This is a genomic window from Butyricimonas sp. (assembly GCF_019423355.1).
In the GTDB taxonomy this organism is placed as follows: Bacteria; Bacteroidota; Bacteroidia; order Bacteroidales; family Marinifilaceae; genus Butyricimonas; species Butyricimonas faecihominis.
Window position 1 is genome coordinate 62,989 of record NZ_JAHZBP010000003.1, and the last position, 20,461, is coordinate 83,449.

The 20,461-nt window shown below is 45.0% G+C and carries 15 protein-coding genes; 12 read left to right on the plus strand and 3 right to left on the minus strand.

The window, feature by feature from the left end:
* The first annotated feature begins 7 nt into the window (after nt 1-7).
* From QVC79_RS05300 to QVC79_RS05315, 4 genes are all read left to right on the plus strand, one after another.
* Nucleotides 8-1,087, plus strand: a complete 1,080-nt coding sequence (locus tag QVC79_RS05300) for an efflux RND transporter periplasmic adaptor subunit (RefSeq protein ID WP_270594414.1) — start codon at nt 8-10, stop codon at nt 1,085-1,087.
* A gap of 70 nt (nt 1,088-1,157) precedes the next feature.
* The gene (locus tag QVC79_RS05305; RefSeq protein ID WP_270594412.1) at nt 1,158-4,280 is read left to right on the plus strand and encodes an efflux RND transporter permease subunit; all 3,123 of its coding nucleotides are present in this window, start codon (nt 1,158-1,160) and stop codon (nt 4,278-4,280) included.
* Between the two features lie 118 nt (nt 4,281-4,398).
* Nucleotides 4,399-5,811 (plus strand): TolC family protein, encoded by a 1,413-nt coding sequence (locus QVC79_RS05310; RefSeq protein WP_270594409.1) that lies wholly within the window; start codon nt 4,399-4,401, stop codon nt 5,809-5,811.
* A 307-nt stretch (nt 5,812-6,118) separates the two neighbouring features.
* Complete coding sequence (locus QVC79_RS05315; protein WP_270594408.1) at nt 6,119-6,838, plus strand: head GIN domain-containing protein; 720 nt, start codon at nt 6,119-6,121, stop codon at nt 6,836-6,838.
* A gap of 430 nt (nt 6,839-7,268) precedes the next feature.
* On the opposite strand, the gene QVC79_RS05320 is transcribed toward QVC79_RS05315, so the two are convergent.
* The 3 genes from QVC79_RS05320 to QVC79_RS05330 form a co-directional block, all read right to left on the minus strand.
* Entirely contained in the window at nt 7,269-8,633 is a 1,365-nt protein-coding gene (locus QVC79_RS05320) for a S41 family peptidase (RefSeq protein ID WP_270594407.1), read from the minus strand.
* Nucleotides 8,634-8,801: 168 nt separating this feature from the next.
* Nucleotides 8,802-10,430 (minus strand): BSAP5a family pore-forming toxin, encoded by a 1,629-nt coding sequence (locus QVC79_RS05325; protein ID WP_270594405.1) that lies wholly within the window; start codon nt 10,428-10,430, stop codon nt 8,802-8,804.
* Nucleotides 10,431-10,435: 5 nt separating this feature from the next.
* Nucleotides 10,436-10,876, minus strand: a complete 441-nt coding sequence (locus QVC79_RS05330; RefSeq protein ID WP_270594404.1) for a hypothetical protein — start codon at nt 10,874-10,876, stop codon at nt 10,436-10,438.
* A gap of 306 nt (nt 10,877-11,182) precedes the next feature.
* Between QVC79_RS05330 and QVC79_RS05335 the strand changes: the two genes are divergently transcribed.
* From QVC79_RS05335 to QVC79_RS05370, 8 genes are all read left to right on the plus strand, one after another.
* Nucleotides 11,183-11,860, plus strand: coding sequence for a GNAT family N-acetyltransferase (locus QVC79_RS05335; RefSeq protein ID WP_317193312.1), 678 nt, complete (start codon nt 11,183-11,185; stop codon nt 11,858-11,860).
* 16 nt (nt 11,861-11,876) lie between these two features.
* Nucleotides 11,877-13,079 carry an argininosuccinate synthase gene (locus tag QVC79_RS05340; RefSeq protein WP_270594403.1) on the plus strand — a complete coding sequence of 401 codons (1,203 nt, stop codon included), beginning with the start codon at nt 11,877-11,879 and terminating at the stop codon, nt 13,077-13,079.
* A complete protein-coding gene (gene argC / locus QVC79_RS05345) occupies nt 13,076-14,038 on the plus strand; it encodes an N-acetyl-gamma-glutamyl-phosphate reductase (protein WP_124317602.1) in 963 nt (320 codons plus the stop codon). The genes QVC79_RS05340 and argC overlap by 4 nt, the downstream gene beginning before the upstream one ends.
* 11 nt (nt 14,039-14,049) lie before the next feature.
* Nucleotides 14,050-15,168: an aspartate aminotransferase family protein gene (locus tag QVC79_RS05350; RefSeq protein ID WP_124317601.1), complete on the plus strand. Its 1,119-nt coding sequence runs from the start codon at nt 14,050-14,052 to the stop codon at nt 15,166-15,168.
* Nucleotides 15,169-15,171: 3 nt separating this feature from the next.
* Nucleotides 15,172-15,969 carry an acetylglutamate kinase gene (gene argB / locus QVC79_RS05355; protein ID WP_124317600.1) on the plus strand — a complete coding sequence of 266 codons (798 nt, stop codon included), beginning with the start codon at nt 15,172-15,174 and terminating at the stop codon, nt 15,967-15,969.
* On the plus strand, nt 15,948-16,997 hold the full coding sequence (locus tag QVC79_RS05360; RefSeq protein WP_124317599.1) for a M20 family metallo-hydrolase: 1,050 nt from the start codon (nt 15,948-15,950) through the stop codon (nt 16,995-16,997). Before argB ends, QVC79_RS05360 begins: the two co-directional genes overlap by 22 nt.
* Nucleotides 16,998-17,286: 289 nt before the next feature.
* Entirely contained in the window at nt 17,287-18,630 is a 1,344-nt protein-coding gene (gene argH, locus QVC79_RS05365; RefSeq protein WP_270594401.1) for an argininosuccinate lyase, read from the plus strand.
* Between the two features lie 485 nt (nt 18,631-19,115).
* Nucleotides 19,116-20,450 (plus strand): sigma-54-dependent transcriptional regulator, encoded by a 1,335-nt coding sequence (locus QVC79_RS05370; protein ID WP_270546781.1) that lies wholly within the window; start codon nt 19,116-19,118, stop codon nt 20,448-20,450.
* The last annotated feature ends 11 nt before the right edge of the window (nt 20,451-20,461 follow it).

Here is a 20,461-nt window from a genome sequence, read left to right on the forward strand (position 1 = left end):
TATATATATGAATAAGACAGTGTTTTCGGTATTGAAGTGGGCTTCTGTTTCGGGAGTTTTACTTGTTGCGATGTCTTGTCGGAGGGCTACTCCGGGCTTGGAGATTTCGCAACTGGTGAAGACGGCAGAGGTGCAGAAGTATGATGGGGAGTGTAGTACGACCTATCCCGGGAAGATCAAGGCGGCTTCAGATGTGCAGTTGGCGTTCCGGGTAGCGGGACCTATTCTACGTTTCAACGCTGAAGTGGGGGAGTTCGTGAAGAAAGGGGAAGTGTTGGCGGAGATTGATCCAAGGGATTACAGATTGCAGTACGAGGCGACTAAAGCGGAGTACACGCAGGTGACGGAGGAATCGGATCGGGTGATCGAGTTGTATCACCGGAAAAGTGTTCCCGTGAATGATTACGACAAGGCCGTGGCGGCAAAGCAGCGGATTGCCTCTTTGTATCACGCGAATCTGAATGCGTTGAACGATACGAAGTTGAAGGCTCCTTTCGACGGGTATGTCCAGAAGAAGTTTTTTGACGCTCACGAGATTGTGAATACCGGGACTCCCGTGTTGTCGATGATTAATAATGATTACTACGAGGTAAATATTGATATTCCGTCCAGTGATTTTATTCGTCGGGAGAGCTTTAAGGAGTTCTATTGCGAGGCGGATGTCTTTCCGGGTGTAAAAATTCCCTTGGAATTACTGGATATAACACAACAAGCAAATTATAATCAACTTTTCCGGGTGCGCTTCCGGATGAAGCCGGATGAGAAATTGAATCTGGCGGCAGGCATGAGTGTCAGCGTGACCATTCGTTTCGAGCCGGGGCAGGAGGGGCTATCTATTATCCCAATCTCTTCTTTATTTCAAAAAGAGGACCAATCATACGTGTGGGTGTATGATACAACCCAAACAACCGTGAGGATGAATCCCGTGAAAGTTGTCGAACTGGATAAAGACGGGCAAGTCATCGTGGAATCGGATCTGGCCTCGGGTACAAGGATTGTTTCTGCCGGGGTGAACGGTTTGAAGGAAGGACAAAAAGTCCGTTTACTACCTCCCGTGTCCTCTTCTAATGTCGGCAAGTTATTATAGATATTGAAAACTAAATTAACCTGCAACTTGCAACCGGTCAACTTGCAACGTTGCAAAGCAACAAAATACAATGAATTTTACGGAATATGCTTTAAAGAATAGAGCTTTTGTCTACTTCTTTGTTTTCGTTTTGGTTGTTGGGGGAATATACTCGTTTTTCACGATGAGTAAGTTGGAGGATCCGGCGATAACCGTGAAGCAGGCTATGGTGGTGACGGCCTATCCGGGAGCTTCTGCCTATCAGGTGGAGTTGGAAGTGACGGATGTATTGGAGAAGGCGATTCGTTCGATGGGGGACTTGGATCATGTTTCCTCTCGTTCGATGGATGACGTGTCGGAGATTATGGTAGAATTGAGTAGTACGGTTCCTTTGGCGGAGTTGCAGCAGAAGTGGGATATTTTACGCCGGAAAGTCATGGGAACGCAAGCTCAGCTACCGGATGGGGTCCAACCTTCCATCGTGATGGATGACTTCGGGGACGTGTACGGGATGTTTTATGCCATGACGTCCGATGGTTTTGACTATCAGGAAATGTCGGATTACGCGGAACTGGTTCGTCGTTCCGTGTTGGATATTGACGGGGTGAGCAGTGTGGACGTGTATGGAGAACGTCAGTCCTGTATAAACGTGGAGTTCCTGGAAGATAAGATGGCCAATATGGGCGTGCATCCGGCAGAAATAATCATGACCTTGAACGGGCAGAATAAAACGGTTTACTCCGGTTATTTCGATAGCGGGGAGAAACGGGTGCGGGTGAACGTGAACGGGGCTTACAAGGAGATCGACGATATTCGTAATCTCTTGATTAAGGGGCACGAACAGGATCAGATCCGCTTGTCGGATGTGGCTCGTGTCACGAAGGGGTACGTGAAACCGGAACGGGAAGGTTTGTTATATGATACTTTGCCGGCAATAGCGATTTCGATTGCCATGGAGGAAGGAGGGAATATTCTTCAATTGGGGAAAAAGGTGGATGCCAAACTGGCCGAGTTGAAAGAAGATATTATTCCGGCGGGGATTGATTTTCAAAAGGTATTCTTTCAACCGACACGGGTGAAAAGTGCCATTAACGTCTTCATGGTGAACCTAATCGAATCGGTGGTTATTGTGATTTTGGTGGTCATGCTTTTCATGGGATTCCGGAGCGGGTATATCATCGGGGCTGGTCTCGTGATCGTCGTGTTGGGATCGTTACTCGTGCTGTACATGATGCACGGGACATTACAACGGGTTTCGCTGGCCTCGTTTATCGTGGCGATGGGAATGCTGGTGGATAATGCGATCGTGATCACGGATGGGATTCTCGTGGACCTGAAGAAAGGAATTCCCAAGCCGGCGGCTTTGGTGAATATCACGAAGAAGACGGCTTGGCCTTTGCTGGGAGCGACCACGATCGGGATTCTTACTTTCTTGCCGATATTTTTATCTCCCGATACCACGGGAGAGTATGTCCGGGACTTGTTTATCGTTTTGGCCGTGTCCTTGTGGTTGAGCTGGATTCTTGCCTTGGCGTATGTCCCGATACAGGCGGACCGGGGTTTAAGGGTAAAGCCGGGAGAGGTGGAAGATGAGACAAAAATGTACGATACCCGGGTGTACAAGGCTTTCCGGAATACGTTGCAGTTTTCCGTGCGTCACCGGGTATGGGTGATTGGTGGGATTGTCCTGTTGCTGGTTGTCAGCATCTACCTGTTCCGGTTCGTGCAACAGGGATTTTTTCCGGATTTGAGCTATAATCAGTTGTATATAGAGTATAAAATGCCTTACGGTACGAATCCCCAGACGGTGAGACGGGATCTGGCCTCTATCGAGGAATATTTGACCAGCCGTCCGGAAATTACGGCCGTTACGACCAGTTTGGGAGGAACTCCTTCCCGGTATAATCTTGTGCGAACGGTGGCAGAACCCGCTTTAAGTTACGGGGAGTTAATCGTGGATTTCACTTCTCCCGAAACCTTAAAGGCGAATATTGATTCATTACAGGTTTACCTTTCGGAGCATTACCCGGAGGCATACGTTCGGATGAAACAATATAATTTGATGTATATGGATTATCCGGTACAATTTATGATTTCCGGTCCGGACCCGGCCGTGTTGAAACGTTTGTGCGGGGAGGTGGAGGAATTGATGAATGAGGATTCCACGACGATGTTAGTGACGAATGACTGGGGGCCGATGACGCCCGTGCTGAACGTGGATTATTATCAGCCGATAGCTCGCGTGGCGAACCTTTCTAGGGAGGATGTCGGGTTGGCTTTACTGGCCACCACGGACGGGTTGCCTGTCGGGTCATATTACGAGGGAGAGCATGATTTGCCGATTTATATTAAAAGTATGGGTAAAGACGGGTTACGTCCGGGGCGATTGAATAATGTTCCGGTATGGAGCCTCGTGCCTTCGACGAATATGTTGAGTCTGGAAACCGTGAAGGAGTTGATGATGGGAATGATTTCGACGGATGAGGTGATGACGGCCGTCGTGGGTTCTATTCCTTTGAACCAAGCAACCAACGGGATCACCGCCTCGTGGGAAGTTCCGGTGGTCAGGCGATATAACGGGCAACGCTCTATATCGGCACAGTGTAATAACGCACCCGGCTACACGGCAAATGACGTGCGAAATAGTTTGCTGCCCAAGATCGAGGAATTGAATATACCGCCCGGTTATTCCACGGAATGGCAGGGAGAGTATCTGGCAAGCACGCAATCCAAGCAGTATTTGTTTAAGAACGTTCCGTTGGGAATTGTTTTGGTGCTGGCTATTCTGATCGCTTTGTTCAAGGATTTTAAAAAGCCGCTGATGATTATTCTCTGTTTGCCCTTGGCGATTATCGGGGTTGTTTTGGGAATGTTGCTGGCGGGTAAGGAATTCGGGTTCGTGGCGATCGTGGGAGCCTTGGGATTGGTCGGTATGATGATTAAAAACGGGGTGGTACTGGTAGATGAAGTGGATATACAGATTCGATCGGGGAAAGATCGTTTTCTGGCTCTTCTGGATGCTTCTTCCTCTCGTTTGCGTCCGGTCTTTCTGGCGTCGATGACCACGATCTTGGGGATGATTCCCTTGATTAATGACGATATGTTTGGGGCCTTGGCCGTGACGATTATGGGCGGGTTGTTTGTCGGTACGGTGATTACTTTGGTGATCTTGCCGGTGTTCTATTCGTTGTTCTTTAAAATCAAAGCCGAATGATTTTGTGATTTAGTGATTGCCGATTAATGGATTGCCACTCATGGGGCAGAATTTCCATAAATCACTGAATCATTTAATCGGCAATCACAGAATTTTCTAAACTCTAAACTTTTACACTATGCGTTTTATTATATTATCAATCGGGTTGTTATTGGCTTTTGCTCCTTTACGAGCCCAGCGGCAGTTGGATTTAAAGGAATGCAGGGAGATGGCTCTTGAATATAGCAAACAATTGGCTATCGCGGAAAAGCAAAAAGAGAAGGCCGTGTGGACCAAGAAAGAATACGGGGCGAATTATTTGCCGAAACTTTCTGCGTCAGGCTTTTATCTGTATCATCAGAAAAAGCAAGAATACAAATTAAGCGGGGGCTATCTGCCGACTTACGTGCCTGATGCTGACGGGAAATTGCAACCCAATGTTGTCATCGGTGCTGACGGGAAACCCGTGATGGGGACGGATGGAAAGCCGGTCTTCCATGAATATGCTTTTCTACCGGATATTCCTCTGACGCTTTCTTTGAGAGGGGTGTATATGGCATCGGTTCAATTGCAACAACCTTTGTTTATGGGAGGGAAAATCCGGGCGGCACATCAGGCGGCTAAATTTGGGGAAGAGCTTGCCGAGGAAAATATTCGGTTGAATCGTTCGGAAGTGCTTGTCGAATTGGAACAGGCTTACTGGCAATGTGTCCGGGTACAGGAATTGGTGTTGGTTGCCCGGAAATACAAGTCGGTGGTGAACGAGTTGGTGAAGAACTTGGAAGATGCCCAGCAGGCAGGGATGGCCCCGTTGAATGATGTGTTGAAAGCTCAGGTGAAATATAATGATGCCTTGTTACAGCTACAACAAGCGGAACATGGAAAGCAGTTGGCTCAAATGAATCTTTGTCGTTTAGTGGGACTGGATTTGAATACCGAGTTGGTACTGACCGATTCACTATCGGCCACGATAACGCCCGGTGTGCTGGCGTTGCCGGACGGGCTGGAACAAAGGCCGGATTATAACATGTTGGAGAAACAGGTGGAGATGAAACGGAAGGAGATAAACGTGACCCGTGCCGATTTCCTGCCTCAAGTGGGTGTTTCCGCGGGTTACGGTTATGGCGGTGGCTTGAAATTGAATGGTGACGATTCTAATTCCGGTTCTTTTAGTGCCATGGCGTCCGTGGCGATACCTATTTTCAACTGGGGAGAGGGACGGAATAAAGTTCGGGTGGCGAAGGCCGAGGAAGAAATGAGTCGCTTGAATAAAGAGCGATTGGGCGAGATGATGCAATTGGAAATAGCTGGAAGTCGCTTTAAACTGAATGATGCCCAAACCCGGATACGTTTAACGGAATCCGCCTTGGAGCAGGCAAAGGAAAATCTGAGAGTGTCCGAGGATCAGTATGAGGTGGGAATGGAAAACTTGACAAACTTGTTGGAGGCTCAGGCCCAATGGCAACAGGCTTGGAGCGAATGGGTGGATGCGAAGGCCGCTTTGAAGTTGTGTGAATCGGAATACCTGAAGGCGATAGGAAAACTCGAATAATTTTAGATTTTAAATTTGGAACTTATATATGAATTTACAGTAAACCAACTCCCTCCCCCCTTCGGGGTACTCCCTCTATAAACAGAGGGAGAGTTGAAATACTCCCTGTCTTCGGGAAGAGTCACCAGCTCCTCCTCTGTTTATAGAGGAGGTGGCACGAAGTGACGGAGGAGTTTGAGAATGAAAACAAGCATTACCTTAATGGACTGGAAAGTTGTATATAATTACCTTAAATTTTAGATTTTAGATTTACACCCGCGAGGTCCACGCTTTTTAATCATGAATTATAAATCGTAAATTGTTAATTATGAAAAGGATTGGTTTGATTTTATTGGGGATGTTGATGGTAGGGGTTGTTTCTGCCGAGGTGAAGAAGATCAAGGGAACGGGGTATCTTGTAGTGCATGATCGTCAGGCGGATCAGCCGTTTACCCGTGTTTTTGTTCAGCAGTCGATCACCTTGTATATATCACAAGGAAAAACGGAAGGGATTACCGTGGAGGCGGATGATAATATTATTCCTTATATAAAAACGGAGATAAAGAACGGGCAATTGAATATCTTCCTTGACCCGGAAGTAATTGTTCGGGGATATACGGCAATGAATGTTTCCGTGTCCATGCCTGTTATCACGGATATAAACGTGGCGACTGCCGGGCGTTTGGAAGGAAGTTCGCCTTTTACCGTGAATAAACTGGAAATCGTGGCATCCGGTGCGGGTAGCGTGAAGTTGGAGGTGAAAGGAAGTGAAGTTGACGTGGAGGCATCCGGTGCCGCGAGACTAGAACTTAAAGGTGAGGTGGAGCAGTTTGATCTGGAAATGTCTTCCGCTGCCACGCTGAAAGCTTGGGAGCTGCGTGTGAAGGATTGTGATGCCGAGATTAGCGGGGCAGCCAAGGCTGAAGTTTCCATTTCCGGGCAGTTGGAGGCAGAGATTTCTTCGGCTGGCATTCTAATCTATGACGGGAATCCGCGGATTACCAAACAAAACGTGACCGGGCGGGGAACTTTAGTAAAAAGAAGATAGTAAGAATATGATTTAGTACTAGATGGTAAGTGAGTATGTGGGGCAAAAAGATAGGTCTGAAAATGCCGTATGTTTGCGAAATACGCGATAATTTGTCCTCGAAAAAATAGTGTCGGGGTAGAGTTTATTTCTAATCATGCTATTTTAATATGATTAAATAGTTATTATATGCTTACCCTCTTGTTAATATATACTATACAAGTGTAATTATTTGTTATTTTGATAGGAGGGGAATAGGGGCGGAATGGGAGGGGAATGGGAGCGGCTCGCTCTGAAATAACAATTTGATCATATATTGATAACATTATTTTACATTAGATGGGACAAAAATTTCTCATCTCACCTCTACATTTTTGAATGTAAAAAGTGAAAAGCGGATAGGGAGCTACCTGCAAATGCAAACTGAATTTTAAGGACTCTCCCGTGTAAATTAGTTTTCTATCCCTAGTAATAGTCTGGACTTTGCCTGCACGAATTTTGGGATAATCCGGCGAGGGGTTCCCGTGTCGAGACTTCTGCTGCTCCGACTATTCATGACTGGGGTGGCAATCGCATCCTGCGTGATGAGTTGAAGGGTGGCAGCCAGCAAGGGTTCTTCTTTATCTCCCAGTTGGTATTGATGGTGAAATTGCTCCAAGATGGGAAACATGGGGGGTATGCCGCCTTTGACGGATTCTCCCCGACTGTTTCTGTATTCCGTGGAGATCAACATGATATTCCAGTTCTGTAAGTCTTTGTCGTTAGGCGTGTAGATGATTCCGCCCATATTTTTCCCCATGGTAATGTCACCAACGACGTTTACTTCCATGTATGGGGATAAGGCACTAATCAACATTTCGGCGGCTGATGCGGTCACTTTACTCGTGATCACCCACAGGCGTTTCAAGTTTAGACGGGAGTCAAGGGGTACCGTCTTGTCAAAATGTTCTTCCAAGCGGGCAGGATCATCGGCGTATTTTTCCTGATATGCTTTATTCCAGCTTTTGTGAATAAGCAGTTCTTCGTTTTCCACGACTTCTTCCGGGGCGAGAAGTGAACATAGTTGTTTCACTGCAAAAATGTACCCGCCTTGATTATATCGTAAATCCAGAATGAATTCGTCAATATTGGCTGATTTTAAGGTTTGGAACACGTGGTTCAGTTGTGCCAACGACGTGTTACCGCGGAACACGAAATCCGTGTAGATCATGTACCCGATTGTTTGGTTCTCCAAGGGAATCAACCCGTAATCAAGTACCGGATCGATCGTGTATGTTTGGGCGGTCAGCTTTTTCGTTTCGTACGGTTCTGATGTTTCGTCGTTTGATAGACCGAGAGAAAGCTGGGAGGCGTAATATAAGTCCGTGTAATTTTCCGTCGTGATCCTTTCCCCGTTCATGTGAGTGATCAGGTCTCCCCGTTTTAGTCCTGCTTTTGCTGCTGGAGAATTTGGGTGAACGAAATTGACATCTGCGAATATGTAGCCCTCTTTCTCCCAGAAAGTCAGGTTGTAGCCAAAACCTTCGTCATACCCGGAGGCATCGGCAATTTCTCCCAAACCTTTGGAACTCGTGATGCGTGACCATTGGTCCTCGGGGTATTTCATGGTAGCGAAATATTCCGCCGGGTTACTATCTGGATCAATGTTTTTGTCCTTGACTTCATCCGCCCAAAAGTATTGGTCAGTCATTTTGTCTTTCGTGAACGTGTTAATCCGGACATACGAGTAAGGGCCCGGAGTAGGGCTTACTCCGCGTGAATCCTCACAACTTGATAGGAATCCTGCTAAAATCGAAAAGAAGAATAGTCTATACATAAGTTTATGTCTGATAGTAAGCCACAATATTACGAATTTTTAATGGATTTCCGTATGTGATTTTGTAAAAAGTAGATTTTTGCAAGGTTGATGGATTAATTTATATTATTATACTCTCTTTTTGTAAGGAAAGAGAGTATAATAATACTTCAATTTAGTGTTGAAGATTTATAATCCGATAATTGTGTATTCTTGTAATTGTTTTTGAGTTATAATCGTGTCAGGTAATGAATTATATAGGTCTCGAATTCCATAAGTATCCAAAATATATTCATCATGAATAGCGAATCCACATTTTTTCTTCTCGTCAGCATATAATAGATACGTGATATTATAATTAGGATGTTTAAATTTTTTCATTTTCTTTTCATCAACATCATGGAATAAGAATTTTCCCTCATCGTATGTTTCGTTTGATATATTCCTTGTTTGTTTGGGAATAGCTAGTATGTCTATTTTGTAATTATCCTTTTTTAAATCTTTTAAGTAGTTCGCTTTTTCAATAAATTCTTCATTAGAATGAATAGCTCGCCAGTCGTTTTCATTTGGGATTTCTCTTGTGTCAGTGAAGAATATTCTGTCTCCATGCCGGGTACTTAAAAACATTTCTATATAATCACAATATGGACCGCGAACTTTCCAAATTACAATTGCTGGTTTGTTATATTTTGTTATAGAGTTATTACCCGTATACGAGTTTATTTTATATTTAAAATTTTCTTCTAAGATAAAGGCTGATATAGGTAAAAGTCCACCTTCATTAATTTCAATAATGTTATGAACTGATGTGTTTTCTAGAGAATTTGCCCAGTTAGATAAATTTATATTAACATTATCAATCGAAGCAGGTGGCGTGAATATGGATAATCCGTGTAAACCACCCCATGTTTTAATTGCAATATTTATGTTTGATATTTCGTTTTCAAGAGAACTTCCCTCTCCTGTGGTGGGTTTGTCAAAATCGATTTCAAGACTTCCATCAACGACTTTATATTTGAAAGATGAAGAAATGTTTTTACTCATGGATTTTTCATTTGCCGATATATTTGTTGCATCTTTACATGTTCCAGTGTAGATAGCACTAGCTTTTCCCCCTGTATTGTAACTTGTTAATACCGTATTCCCGAAATATCCCATAAATTCATATAAAGGTGTGTTATATAATTCATCTAAAAAAGATTCATCTAAGAATTCCCATGATATTATGTCTAAAGCATTTGTTGTTGTAAGTAATTCATACGAAGCATCTTTTAAATACATGTTTAATTCTCCAAAAATGCTTGTGTTTTCGTCTGTGATGCTCGCAGTGAAAATACTTGTCATGGTTTTTTTAGAGCCAAGAGAAAACAGTCCTAAATTAATTTTCCATCCAGATTTTATTGTTTTTGTATGATTGGAGTTTTCTTGATAACGATTGAATGATGAGTAGGAGAAATAATTTGTTTCACTTTTCCTTAATTGTTTATGTAATAGGTACGAAGGGTTCTTTTGAATAAACTCATCTACTTTTACAATTGGATATTTGATGTTTTCTGGATCTCCGCATAACCCATTTTCAATCTTGTATGATTTCCCAAGGTATGATTTTAATTCAAGTGGAGAATTTTTAGATATTGTATTTATTTTATGACTTCTAGATTGAATTGTTTTATTGGAAAGGATTAAAGGTAAGTTTTTATCTCTTTCTTGTAAAATAATGACGTCTTCTTTTAGTTGAGAGGCATACTCTACATTATTTTTTTCACATGATGTATAAAAAAGAAGAAGGGTCACAATACATAGTAAATGTGTTTTCATAATGGTTAATGTGTTTTAGTAATGGTTAATGTGTCAGATAATGAGGATGATGTAATGTTTCTTGTTAGGGTTATAGTTTCTTTTTCGTACCCGATAATCCACCAATTACCTACCATGAAACCACCTTCTATGGAAACTAATTTTTTGTCATGTTGGTATTTTAATGTGGAAGTTGTTAATATTGTGTTCATTAGTTCTTCTGGCACGGGGGTGGAGAGGTGATAAACTCCTTCTTTTGTCGTGTAGAAGGCGATGTTGATGTCTAAATTGTAGCTTTTGTCCTCATTTTGATGATAGACGATATGGCCGTTCCAACTAGTTTGTGTTAAAGATAATGTGTCTAGTCTCTTTTCCCATGAAAGTGGGATGTCTTCCTTGGTTGAATTTTTAGAGCAAGACAATAGAAATAAAAGGGAAGTAATGAGAGGAATAAAAATTTTTTTCATATCTGTTTTGTTGTATTTAATAATAATCGCAAATGTATTTTCTCTTGATGAGTTAAACAATCCTTATTTTATGGGATTTGTGCATATATAGTCATTATTTTAGATGATATAATATGCCTATTTGTAAATAATGTAATGCAACATTTGTATTACTACTGTTTGAATAAAAATGCAATAAATAAGAATTATATGTGATTATTTTGTGTAATATAAGGATATATTGCATATATTTGCACGATGAATAAATAAATATGCACAATGAGTAATCAAAAAGAATTTGAATGATTTAGATTAAATGGTAAAAAGATGAAGATTGAAGTTGTAGTTGCATCCGAGAAACACCTGTCATACGTGACAGCGATAAACGATGCGATTGATCATGCTGCAAAAGCAAGAGGTACTGGTATAGCCAGAAGAACGAACGAGTATATTGCCGATAAAATCCGAAGTGGAAAGGCAATTATCGCTCTGAATCGAGAGGAGTTCGTGGGTTTCTGCTATATTGAATCATGGGGTCACCAGAAATTCGTGGCGAACTCCGGGTTAATCGTGGTACCGGCGTACCGGGGATTGGGAGTAGCAAAACAAATAAAGGAGGCTGCTTTTCATCTGTCGCGAAGGCGATTCCCGCAAGCGAAGCTTTTCGGCTTGACAACTGGTGAACAGGTGATGCGAATCAATACTTCATTGGGTTACGTGCCTGTTACTTTTGCCAAACTCACGGATGACGAGGAGTTTTGGGCCGGATGCAAGTCTTGCGTGAATTATGACATATTGCAACGGACGAACATGACCAAGTGTCTTTGTACCGGGATGATTTATGATCCGGAGGTCGTGGCCAGACAACAGGCGGCGGCTAAAAAGGCGGCTAAGGGGAGGTCATTGCCTTTGTTCAAGCATCTGCGTCATGTTGTGGGGTCCACGTTGGCGGTTTGCGGGTTGCCGGTTTCTCGCTCTGCCATGAAACATACGGCAAATTTGTAACTTGTAATTTATATTCATGAAAAAAGTAGTTTTAGCATATAGCGGGGGATTAGATACCTCTTACTGTGTCAAGTACCTGAGCGAGAAAATGGGGCTTGAGGTTTACACTGCATTGGCGAATACCGGGGAATTTACCCCCGGTGAGCTGGCCGGGATCGAGGAAAAGGCGTATGCCTTGGGGGCGAAGAAACACGTGACGCTGGATGTCACGGGGGAATATTACGAGAAATGTATTAAATACATGATTTTCGGGAATGTTTTGCGTAACAAGACTTACCCGGTATCGGTCAGCTCCGAACGTACTTTCCAAGCGTTGGCTATCGTTCGTTACGCGAAGGAGATCGGGGCGGACGGCTTGGCTCATGGAAGTACGGGGGCCGGGAATGATCAGGTTCGTTTTGATCTTTGTTTTTCCGTGTTTGCCCCGGAAATGGAAATTATAACCCCGACTCGTGATTTGAAACTGAGCCGGGAAGAGGAAATTGCCTATTTGAAATCGAAAGGAGTGGAGCGGGATTGGTCCAAAATGGCTTATTCCATTAACAAAGGACTTTGGGGAACCTCGGTGGGAGGGAAAGAAACATTGAATTCATGGGAATATCTTCCGGGAGAGGCCTATCCTTTTTCTTTGGAGAAGGAGGGTGAAGAGGAGTTGATCTTGTCGTTTGAATGGGGAGAGTTGTGCCGGGTAAACGGTGAATGTTACACGGATAAAATCGAGGCTATCCGCCGGGTGGAGGCTTTGGCCTCTGCTTGGGCAATCGGTCGTGACACCCACGTGGGGGACACGATTGTGGGGATTAAAGGACGTGTCGGTTTCGAGGCGGCTGCTCCGTTGATGATTATTAAAGCCCATGAATTACTGGAAAAACATACACTCACGAAATGGCAGATGTATTGGAAGGAACAACTGGCCAATTGGTACGGGATGTTTTTACACGAGGCCATGTACGGGGAACCTGTTATGCGGAATATCGAGAGTTTCCTAAAAGATACACAACGATACGTTTCGGGTGACGTGCGGGTTCGGATGCGTCCCTATTGTTTCGAATTGTTGGGAGTGCGGTCAGACCATGATCTGATGGATGCCACGTTTGCTTGTTACGGGGAGGAGAACAAGGCTTGGACGGCAGAGGATGTGAAAGGTTTTACCCGGATGTTGTCGATGCCTTTGCGGGTGTATCACGCGGTGAACGAGAAGAGCGAGGAGGGACTATGATCAGAGTGGGTATTGCCGGGGCTGCCGGTTACACCGCGGGGGAATTGATCCGCGTATTAATTTCTCACCCGCAAGTGGAATTACGTTATTTACAAAGTGAATCGCACCGGGGAGAACCTGTCGGACGAGTTCATCGGGATTTGATTTACACGAATTTGAAGTTTTCCGATTTGGATTTGACGGGTATTGATGTTCTTTTCCTGTGCATGGGACACGGGATGTCGGCTCAATTTTTAGAACGGCATCCGGTTCCGGCATCTGTGCGAATCATTGATTTGAGTCATGATTTCCGGTTAAAGTCGAATGCCGGGGATTTTATTTACGGTTTGCCGGAACTGAATCGGGAGCGGATACAAGGAGCTTGGCACGTGGCGAATCCGGGATGTTTCGCGACGGCAATAGAATTGGGGTTGCTACCGTTGGCGAAGAGTGGTTTGCTGCCTGCCCACGTGTCGGTCTTCGGGATTACCGGGGCGACGGGTGCGGGACAGAAACCGACGGAAGAGACGCATTATAGCCATCGGGCGCAGAATCTTTCGGTTTACAAGGCTTTTTCTCACCAGCATTTGGCTGAAATACGGGAAACATTGTCCGGGCAGGATGAAGATGTACAGACGGATATTGCTTTTGTTCCGGTGCGTGGGTGTCATGCCCGGGGGATCATGGTAAATGCGGTTTTCGAGAGTGAACGGGATTTGTCGGAAATCCGATCTGTGTATGCTGCTTGTTACGAGGGACATCCTTTCACGGTGATGAGTGACGAACCTGTTTATTTGAAACAGGTGGTGAACACGAATTATTGTTTTGTCCATATTGAACGGCAGGATCGTAACGTGTTAGTGACTTCCGTGATTGATAACCTGTTAAAGGGGGCATCCGGACAGGCCGTGCAGAATATGAACCTGATGTTCGGATTGGAAGAAACAATGGGTTTGGGTTTGAAAGCCAGTTATTTTTAATTTATTCGAGTATGTTTGATGTTTATAATTTATTGGATATAGAGCCGGTCAAGGCGGAGAAAGCCTATTTCTGGGACCGTGATGGAAATAAATACCTTGATTTTTACGGGGGACACGCCGTTATTTCAATCGGACATTCGCATCCGCATTACGTGGAGTTGGTGACGGGGCAATTGAATCGTATCGGGTTTTATTCAAATGCCGTGAAGAATCATTTGCAGGAGGAGTTGGAGTGGAAATTACGGGAGCTTTCCGGTTGCACGGATTATAATTTGTTCCTTTGTAATAGCGGGGCGGAGGCTAACGAGAATGCTTTGAAACTGTCTTCTTTTGTTACGGGGCGTTCGAAAATACTGGCCATGCACGCTGCCTTTCACGGGCGTACGAGCGGGGCCGTTGCCATCACGGATAACCCGACAATACAGGCACCTTGGAGCCGGGGACATCAAGTGACATTTATCGATTTGAATGACGTGGAGGCTTTGAAACGGGAGTTGTCCGGGGAGGAATATGCGGCTGTCATCGTGGAGGGAATTCAAGGTGTCGGGGGAATCCGGATTCCGACAGGAGAGTTTCTGCGGGCGGCTCGTGAGGTTTGTGATCAGACAGGTACGTTATTGATTTTGGATGAAATCCAGTCGGGCTACGGGCGGAGCGGGAAATTCTTTGCCTATCAGCACGCGGGGATTGAGCCGGACGTGATCACTGTGGCGAAAGGAATGGGCAACGGATTCCCGGTTGCCGGAGTGCTGATTTGCGAGTCGATCAAGGCGGAGAAGGGGATGTTGGGAACGACATTCGGGGGAAATCATTTGGCTTGTGCGGCTGGGATTGCCGTGTTGGATGTGATCAAGGACGAGCAACTGGTGGAAAATGCCGATCGTGTCGGTGGGTATCTGATGGAGCGATTAAAAGTTTTGAACGGGGTGATTGAAGTTCGGGGAAAGGGATTGATGGTTGGGGTGGATATTGATATTCCTCATTCAATTTTCCGTCGTCGTTTGCTGGCGAATCAACACGTGATCACGGGGAATAGCGGGAAGAACACTTTGCGTTTATTGCCCCCGTTGTGTGTTACCCGGGAGGAAGTTGATGAGTTTGTCGCTCGGTTTAAACAAGTAATGAATTAACAGATGAAATGTAAAGTCATAAAAATCGGGGGTGCTTTGATCGAGGATGCGGGACTGCTGAACCGGTTGTGCCGGAAGTTTGCATCGATGACTTCCCCTTTTGTTATCGTGCATGGTGGCGGGACTTTTGCCGGGCAGCTCGCGGAACGATTGGGGATTCCCCGCAAAATGATTGATGGGAGACGGGTGACCGATCGGGAGACTCTGGAAGTCACGGTGATGGTTTATGCCGGGTGGATCAACAAAACGCTGGTTGCTCGTTTGCAGGCTTTGGGAGTGAATGCTTGTGGACTTTCCGGGTGCGACCTGAATCTGGTGAAAGCCGATCGGCGGGAAGGGCAGAGTATTGATTGGGGATATGTGGGGGATGTCCGACTGGTGCGTATGGGGGGGCTCGAATTATTGTTACAAGCCGGGGTGGTGCCTGTTATTTCTCCGATCACGCATGACGGGAAAGGGGTGTTGTTGAATTCGAATGCGGACGGGATCGCGGCGGCGGTGGCGGAGACGCTGGGGATGTGCTATGACGTGGAGTTGATCTATTGTTTTGATAAAAAGGGGGTGTTGACGGATGTCGGGGATGAAGGTTCCGTGATTCCTTGTCTTACCCCGTCTTTGTATGAAAAATATAAGCAAAGCGGGATGATTCATTCCGGCATGATCCCCAAGTTGGATAACGCTTTTAAATCTGTTTCTAACGGGGTGCAGGCGGTTCGGTTGATTCATCCGGATGATTTGGGCCAACCGGATGCGGGAACTAGGATAATATTGGAAAAACAATGGACGCGAGTGGAGCAATAGAACTTTTAAAACAAATTATATCCATCCCTTCTTTCAGTAAGCAAGAAGACAAGGTGGCTGATTTGATTGCCGATGTGTTGAAAAGATATAGGTTCGACGTGCATCGCAAAGGTAATAACGTGTGGAGTCGTTCAAAGAATTTCGATGACGCGAAGCCCACGTTATTACTCGATGCACACTTGGATACCGTGCGTCCTAACGGGATTTGGGACAGTGACCCTTTTACGCCGGTTGTGAAGGAGGGAAAGTTGTTCGGTTTGGGAAGTAATGACACGGGGGGAAGTCTTGTCTCAATGCTGGCGGTTTTTGTTGAATTGGCATCCGGGAGTTTGCCATGTAATCTGATATTCTTGGCATCCGCGGAAGAGGAGAACACGGGGAGTGGCGGGATTCAAAGCGTGTTTCCGGAGCTTGGTCGGGTTGATTTTGCCCTTGTGGGAGAGCCTACGGGAATGTGTCCGGCGATAGCGGAGAAGGGGTTGATGGTGTTGGATGGTTACGCCCGGGGAAAAGCGGGACACGCCGCAAGGGAGGAAGGAGTGAATGCTATTTATGAGGCAATGGAAGATATACATTGGTTTCGTACGTATCGGTTCGAAAAGATTTCGGAATTGTTGGGTCCGGTGAAAATGAGCGTAACGGGGATCGAGGCGGGAACCCTGCATAACATGGTTCCTGCAACTTGTCATTTCATGGTGGATGTACGGGTAAATGAACTTTACACAAACCAGGAAATATTTGATACGATCCGTGATCACGTGAGATGCGATGTGATCCCTCGCTCTTTTTCACTGAACTCATCTTCCGTTTCGCCTTCTCACCCGATGGTGAAACGATGCATCGAGTTGGGGTTATCTCCTTACGGTTCCCCGACGACATCGAATCAGGCGGTGATTCCATGCCCCTCACTGAAAATAGGCCCCGGGAATAGCGCTCGCTCGCACACGGCAAATGAATATATTCGTTTGGAAGAAATACGGGAGGGGATTAAATGGTTTAAATCTATTATTCAATATGTTGAATTATAGTTCTAAACAAGCTAAAAGATAAAAACTAGAGAATGTGTCAAAAGTCATTTTTCAAACTCCCTCCCCCCTTCGGGGTACTCCCTCTATAAACAGAGGGAGAGTTGAAATACTCCCTTTTTTCGGTAAGAGTCACCAACTCCTCCTCTGTTTATAGAGGAGGTGGCACGAAGTGACGGAGGAGTTTCTTGAGGATAAAATACCTTTTGACACACCCTCTAGTTGAAAAGATAAAAGTAGAAAATCAGAAGGCGTTGGCCTTGTGTGGCTGGAATTTAAAATTTAAAATGGAATGAAGCTTTGGGATAAAGGATATGATATAGATGGTTTTACGGAATTATTTACGATAGGGAAAGACCGGGAGCTGGATGTTATGCTGGCGGGGGCCGATGTCATCGGGAATTTGGCTCATTTGAAAATGTTACATACCGTGGGCTTGGTGAACGAGGCGGAATATAAATCTTTGCAGCGGGCATTGGTTGATATTCACGAAATGGTGGAAAGGGGCGAGTTCGTGATAGGAGAGGGAATTGAAGACGTGCATTCTCAGATCGAGTTATTGCTGGTGCGGGAATGTGGGGATGCGGGGAAAAAGATTCACACGGGACGTTCCCGGAATGATCAAGTGTTACTCGATTTGAAGTTATTTACCCGGGAGGCGATATTCGAAACGTTGGAACATATAGAACGTTTGTTTGATTTGTTGATACGACGGGCAGGGGAGAATAAAGATGTGTTGATTCCCGGTTACACGCATTTGCAGGTGGCCATGCCTTCTTCTTTCGGCTTGTGGTTTGGTGCTTATGCCGAATCGCTTGCTGACGATTTGTTGGCGTTGAAGGCGGCTTACGATATGGTGAACACGAATCCTCTTGGTTCCGGGGCGGGGTATGGCTCGTCGATTGCTTTGAATCGGCAAATGACGACTGATTTGCTCGGATTTTCAAGTTTGGCTTATAACGTGGTTTATGCCCAGATGCAGAGGGGAAAGATGGAAAAGAACGTGTTATTCGGGCTGGCTGCCGTGGCGACGACTCTGGGACGTTTGGCTGCCGATGTTTGTCTTTTCGCTTGTAGTAATTTCGGTTTTGTACGTTTGCCGGATAAGTACACAACGGGGTCCAGTATCATGCCGCACAAGAAGAACCCGGATATATTCGAGTTGATCCGGGCGAAATGTAATCACTTGCAATCGCTCCCCATGCAAATGGCTATGATCTGTACGAACCTGACTTCCGGGTATTTTCGGGATATGCAATTGACCAAGGAGTTATTTTTACCCGCTTTTCAAGAGTTGAACGATTCCCTTTTTATGGCTCATCTCGTGTTGCAGGAGATGGATGTGAAACGGGATGTTTTACGAGATCCTCGTTATGCCTATATTTTTTCCGTGGAGGATGTGAATGAACGGGTAATGGCCGGAATCCCGTTTCGGGAGGCTTACCGGGAAATCGGAATGCAAATTCAAGAGGGGAGTTATCGAGATGGGGTACGGGGGATTCATCATACACACGAGGGAAGTATGGGTAACCTTTGTCTGGCGGAGATTAAAGATAAATTCGAACAAAGAGTATCCACTTGGGACATCGCTACGGTTCGTGAGGCGGTAAGAGGTCTGTTAGGGAACAGGTTATAGGGATTTTTTCCACACTTGTTCCACATTTTTCCACATACTTATTTTTCAAGATTATTGTATAAATAGTTGATTATCTTGTGAGTATATCTTTTGTTTGGTGGTGGCATACAATTCTCTATACTATAAGCAAATGGTTGAATGATTAAAATTGATTGGTTATGGGAATTTGTATATTTTTTATCGTAATGGCTATTTCGGGACTTTTGTTACCGCATTTCTTAGCAGAACCTGAAATAAAGTAGAATGAACCTAATCATCTTGATGATAGACAATTATTAATATAAACACGACGGATATACGTCAATATCCGTTAGTAAGAGCGGGAGTTTTATTCGTGTAGTTGGAGGTTTGAGGAGATTTATTACATTTGTTTCAAGCAGGTATCTCTTTTCCAGAGGGTTACCTGCTTTCTTTTCCTAAATTCCGTTAAAAACTTTTTTGTTTAGTCGATTAAGGCTATTTTCGTGTTAGAAATAAATCGACTTATGGCAAAGATTTTAATCGTGGATGACGATACAACATTTTGTATCATGCTGAGAAAATGGTTGGAAAAACGTGGATTTGAGGTAGATACTGCTTTTTCCTACAAGGACGCTGTAAAACAATTGGATAAAGCAGGATTCGATCTCGTGTTGACGGATTTGCGTTTGCCGGATAAGGACGGGATCGATTTGCTGCGGGTGATCAAGGAGAAAACACCGGAAACACAGGTGCTTCTGATGACAGGGTATGCCGATATACAGACCGCGGTCACGGCGATTAAACTGGGGGCTTTTGACTACGTGGCCAAGCCTGTTATCCCGGATGAGATTCTTAAAAAGTTGCAGGAAGCTTTGAAGTTGGAGGCAGAACCCGTTGCCAAGTCTGTTCCTGCAAAAGCGAAAACGACGAGCTTTTCCTATATAAAAGGAGTGAGTGAAGGTGCCGATCGGCAATATGAATATATTCATCTGGTGGGGCCTACCACGATGACGGTTTTGATTAACGGGGAGAGTGGTACGGGTAAAGAGTATATCGCTCGCCTGATTCACTCGATGAGTAACCGGAAGGACGGGCCTTTCGTGGCGGTTGATTGTGGGGCAATACCGAAGGACCTTGCTGCGAGTGAGTTCTTCGGGCATATTAAGGGTTCTTTCACGGGTGCCGTTACCGATAAACAGGGGTATTTCGTGACCGCATCGGGGGGGACTATTTTCTTGGATGAGATTGGTAATTTGCCTTATGACGTGCAAGTTCAGTTGTTGCGCGCACTCGAAGAGCGTAAAGTACATCCCGTGGGCGGAAATGTTGATATTCCTTTTGATGTTCGTATTATTTCAGCCACGAATGAGAATCTCAAAGAGGCCGTCGCGAGTGGTCGTTTCCGGGAGGATTTGTATCATCGTTTGAATGAATTTTCCATTCAAGCATTGCCTCTTCGGGAGAGAAAGGAGGATATTCTGATTTTTGCCAATCATTTCTTGGATAAGGCGAACGAGGAGCTGGGGAAACAAGTGGCCGGGTTTGATGAGGAGGTGATGCGTATTTTTAGAACTTACTCGTGGCCGGGGAATTTGCGGGAAATGCGTAATATCGTGAAACGGGCAACGTTGTTGTGTATGGGGAGTTTGATTTCCAAGACCTGTTTGCCCCCGGAGTTGGAGCAAAAGCCCGTGGAGCCTGAAAAGACATCCACAACGCGGCGGGAGATGGAAATCGAGCTGATCAAGGATGCTATGCAGAAATGCCGGAACAACAAGAGCGAGGCTGCCCGTATGCTCCAGATAGACAGGAAAACATTGTATAATAAATTGAAAAGTTTCGGTCTGGAGGACTTATGAAATATTTTGAG

Excerpts from the sequence above, each read along its gene's own strand:
- QVC79_RS05360 (WP_124317599.1), top strand. The coding sequence starts at position 15,948 with ATGGACGCGAGTGGAGCAATAGAACTTTTAAAACAAATTATATCCATC.
- QVC79_RS05320 (WP_270594407.1), bottom strand. The coding sequence starts at position 8,633 with ATGTATAGACTATTCTTCTTTTCGATTTTAGCAGGATTCCTATCAAGT.
- QVC79_RS05350 (WP_124317601.1), top strand. The coding sequence starts at position 14,050 with ATGTTTGATGTTTATAATTTATTGGATATAGAGCCGGTCAAGGCGGAG.
- QVC79_RS05310 (WP_270594409.1), top strand. The coding sequence starts at position 4,399 with ATGCGTTTTATTATATTATCAATCGGGTTGTTATTGGCTTTTGCTCCT.
- QVC79_RS05325 (WP_270594405.1), bottom strand. The coding sequence starts at position 10,430 with ATGAAAACACATTTACTATGTATTGTGACCCTTCTTCTTTTTTATACA.
- QVC79_RS05330 (WP_270594404.1), bottom strand. The coding sequence starts at position 10,876 with ATGAAAAAAATTTTTATTCCTCTCATTACTTCCCTTTTATTTCTATTG.
- QVC79_RS05315 (WP_270594408.1), top strand. The coding sequence starts at position 6,119 with ATGAAAAGGATTGGTTTGATTTTATTGGGGATGTTGATGGTAGGGGTT.
- argH (WP_270594401.1), top strand. The coding sequence starts at position 17,287 with ATGAAGCTTTGGGATAAAGGATATGATATAGATGGTTTTACGGAATTA.
- argC (WP_124317602.1), top strand. The coding sequence starts at position 13,076 with ATGATCAGAGTGGGTATTGCCGGGGCTGCCGGTTACACCGCGGGGGAA.
- QVC79_RS05370 (WP_270546781.1), top strand. The coding sequence starts at position 19,116 with ATGGCAAAGATTTTAATCGTGGATGACGATACAACATTTTGTATCATG.
- QVC79_RS05300 (WP_270594414.1), top strand. The coding sequence starts at position 8 with ATGAATAAGACAGTGTTTTCGGTATTGAAGTGGGCTTCTGTTTCGGGA.
- argB (WP_124317600.1), top strand. The coding sequence starts at position 15,172 with ATGAAATGTAAAGTCATAAAAATCGGGGGTGCTTTGATCGAGGATGCG.
- QVC79_RS05335 (WP_317193312.1), top strand. The coding sequence starts at position 11,183 with ATGAAGATTGAAGTTGTAGTTGCATCCGAGAAACACCTGTCATACGTG.
- QVC79_RS05305 (WP_270594412.1), top strand. The coding sequence starts at position 1,158 with ATGAATTTTACGGAATATGCTTTAAAGAATAGAGCTTTTGTCTACTTC.
- QVC79_RS05340 (WP_270594403.1), top strand. The coding sequence starts at position 11,877 with ATGAAAAAAGTAGTTTTAGCATATAGCGGGGGATTAGATACCTCTTAC.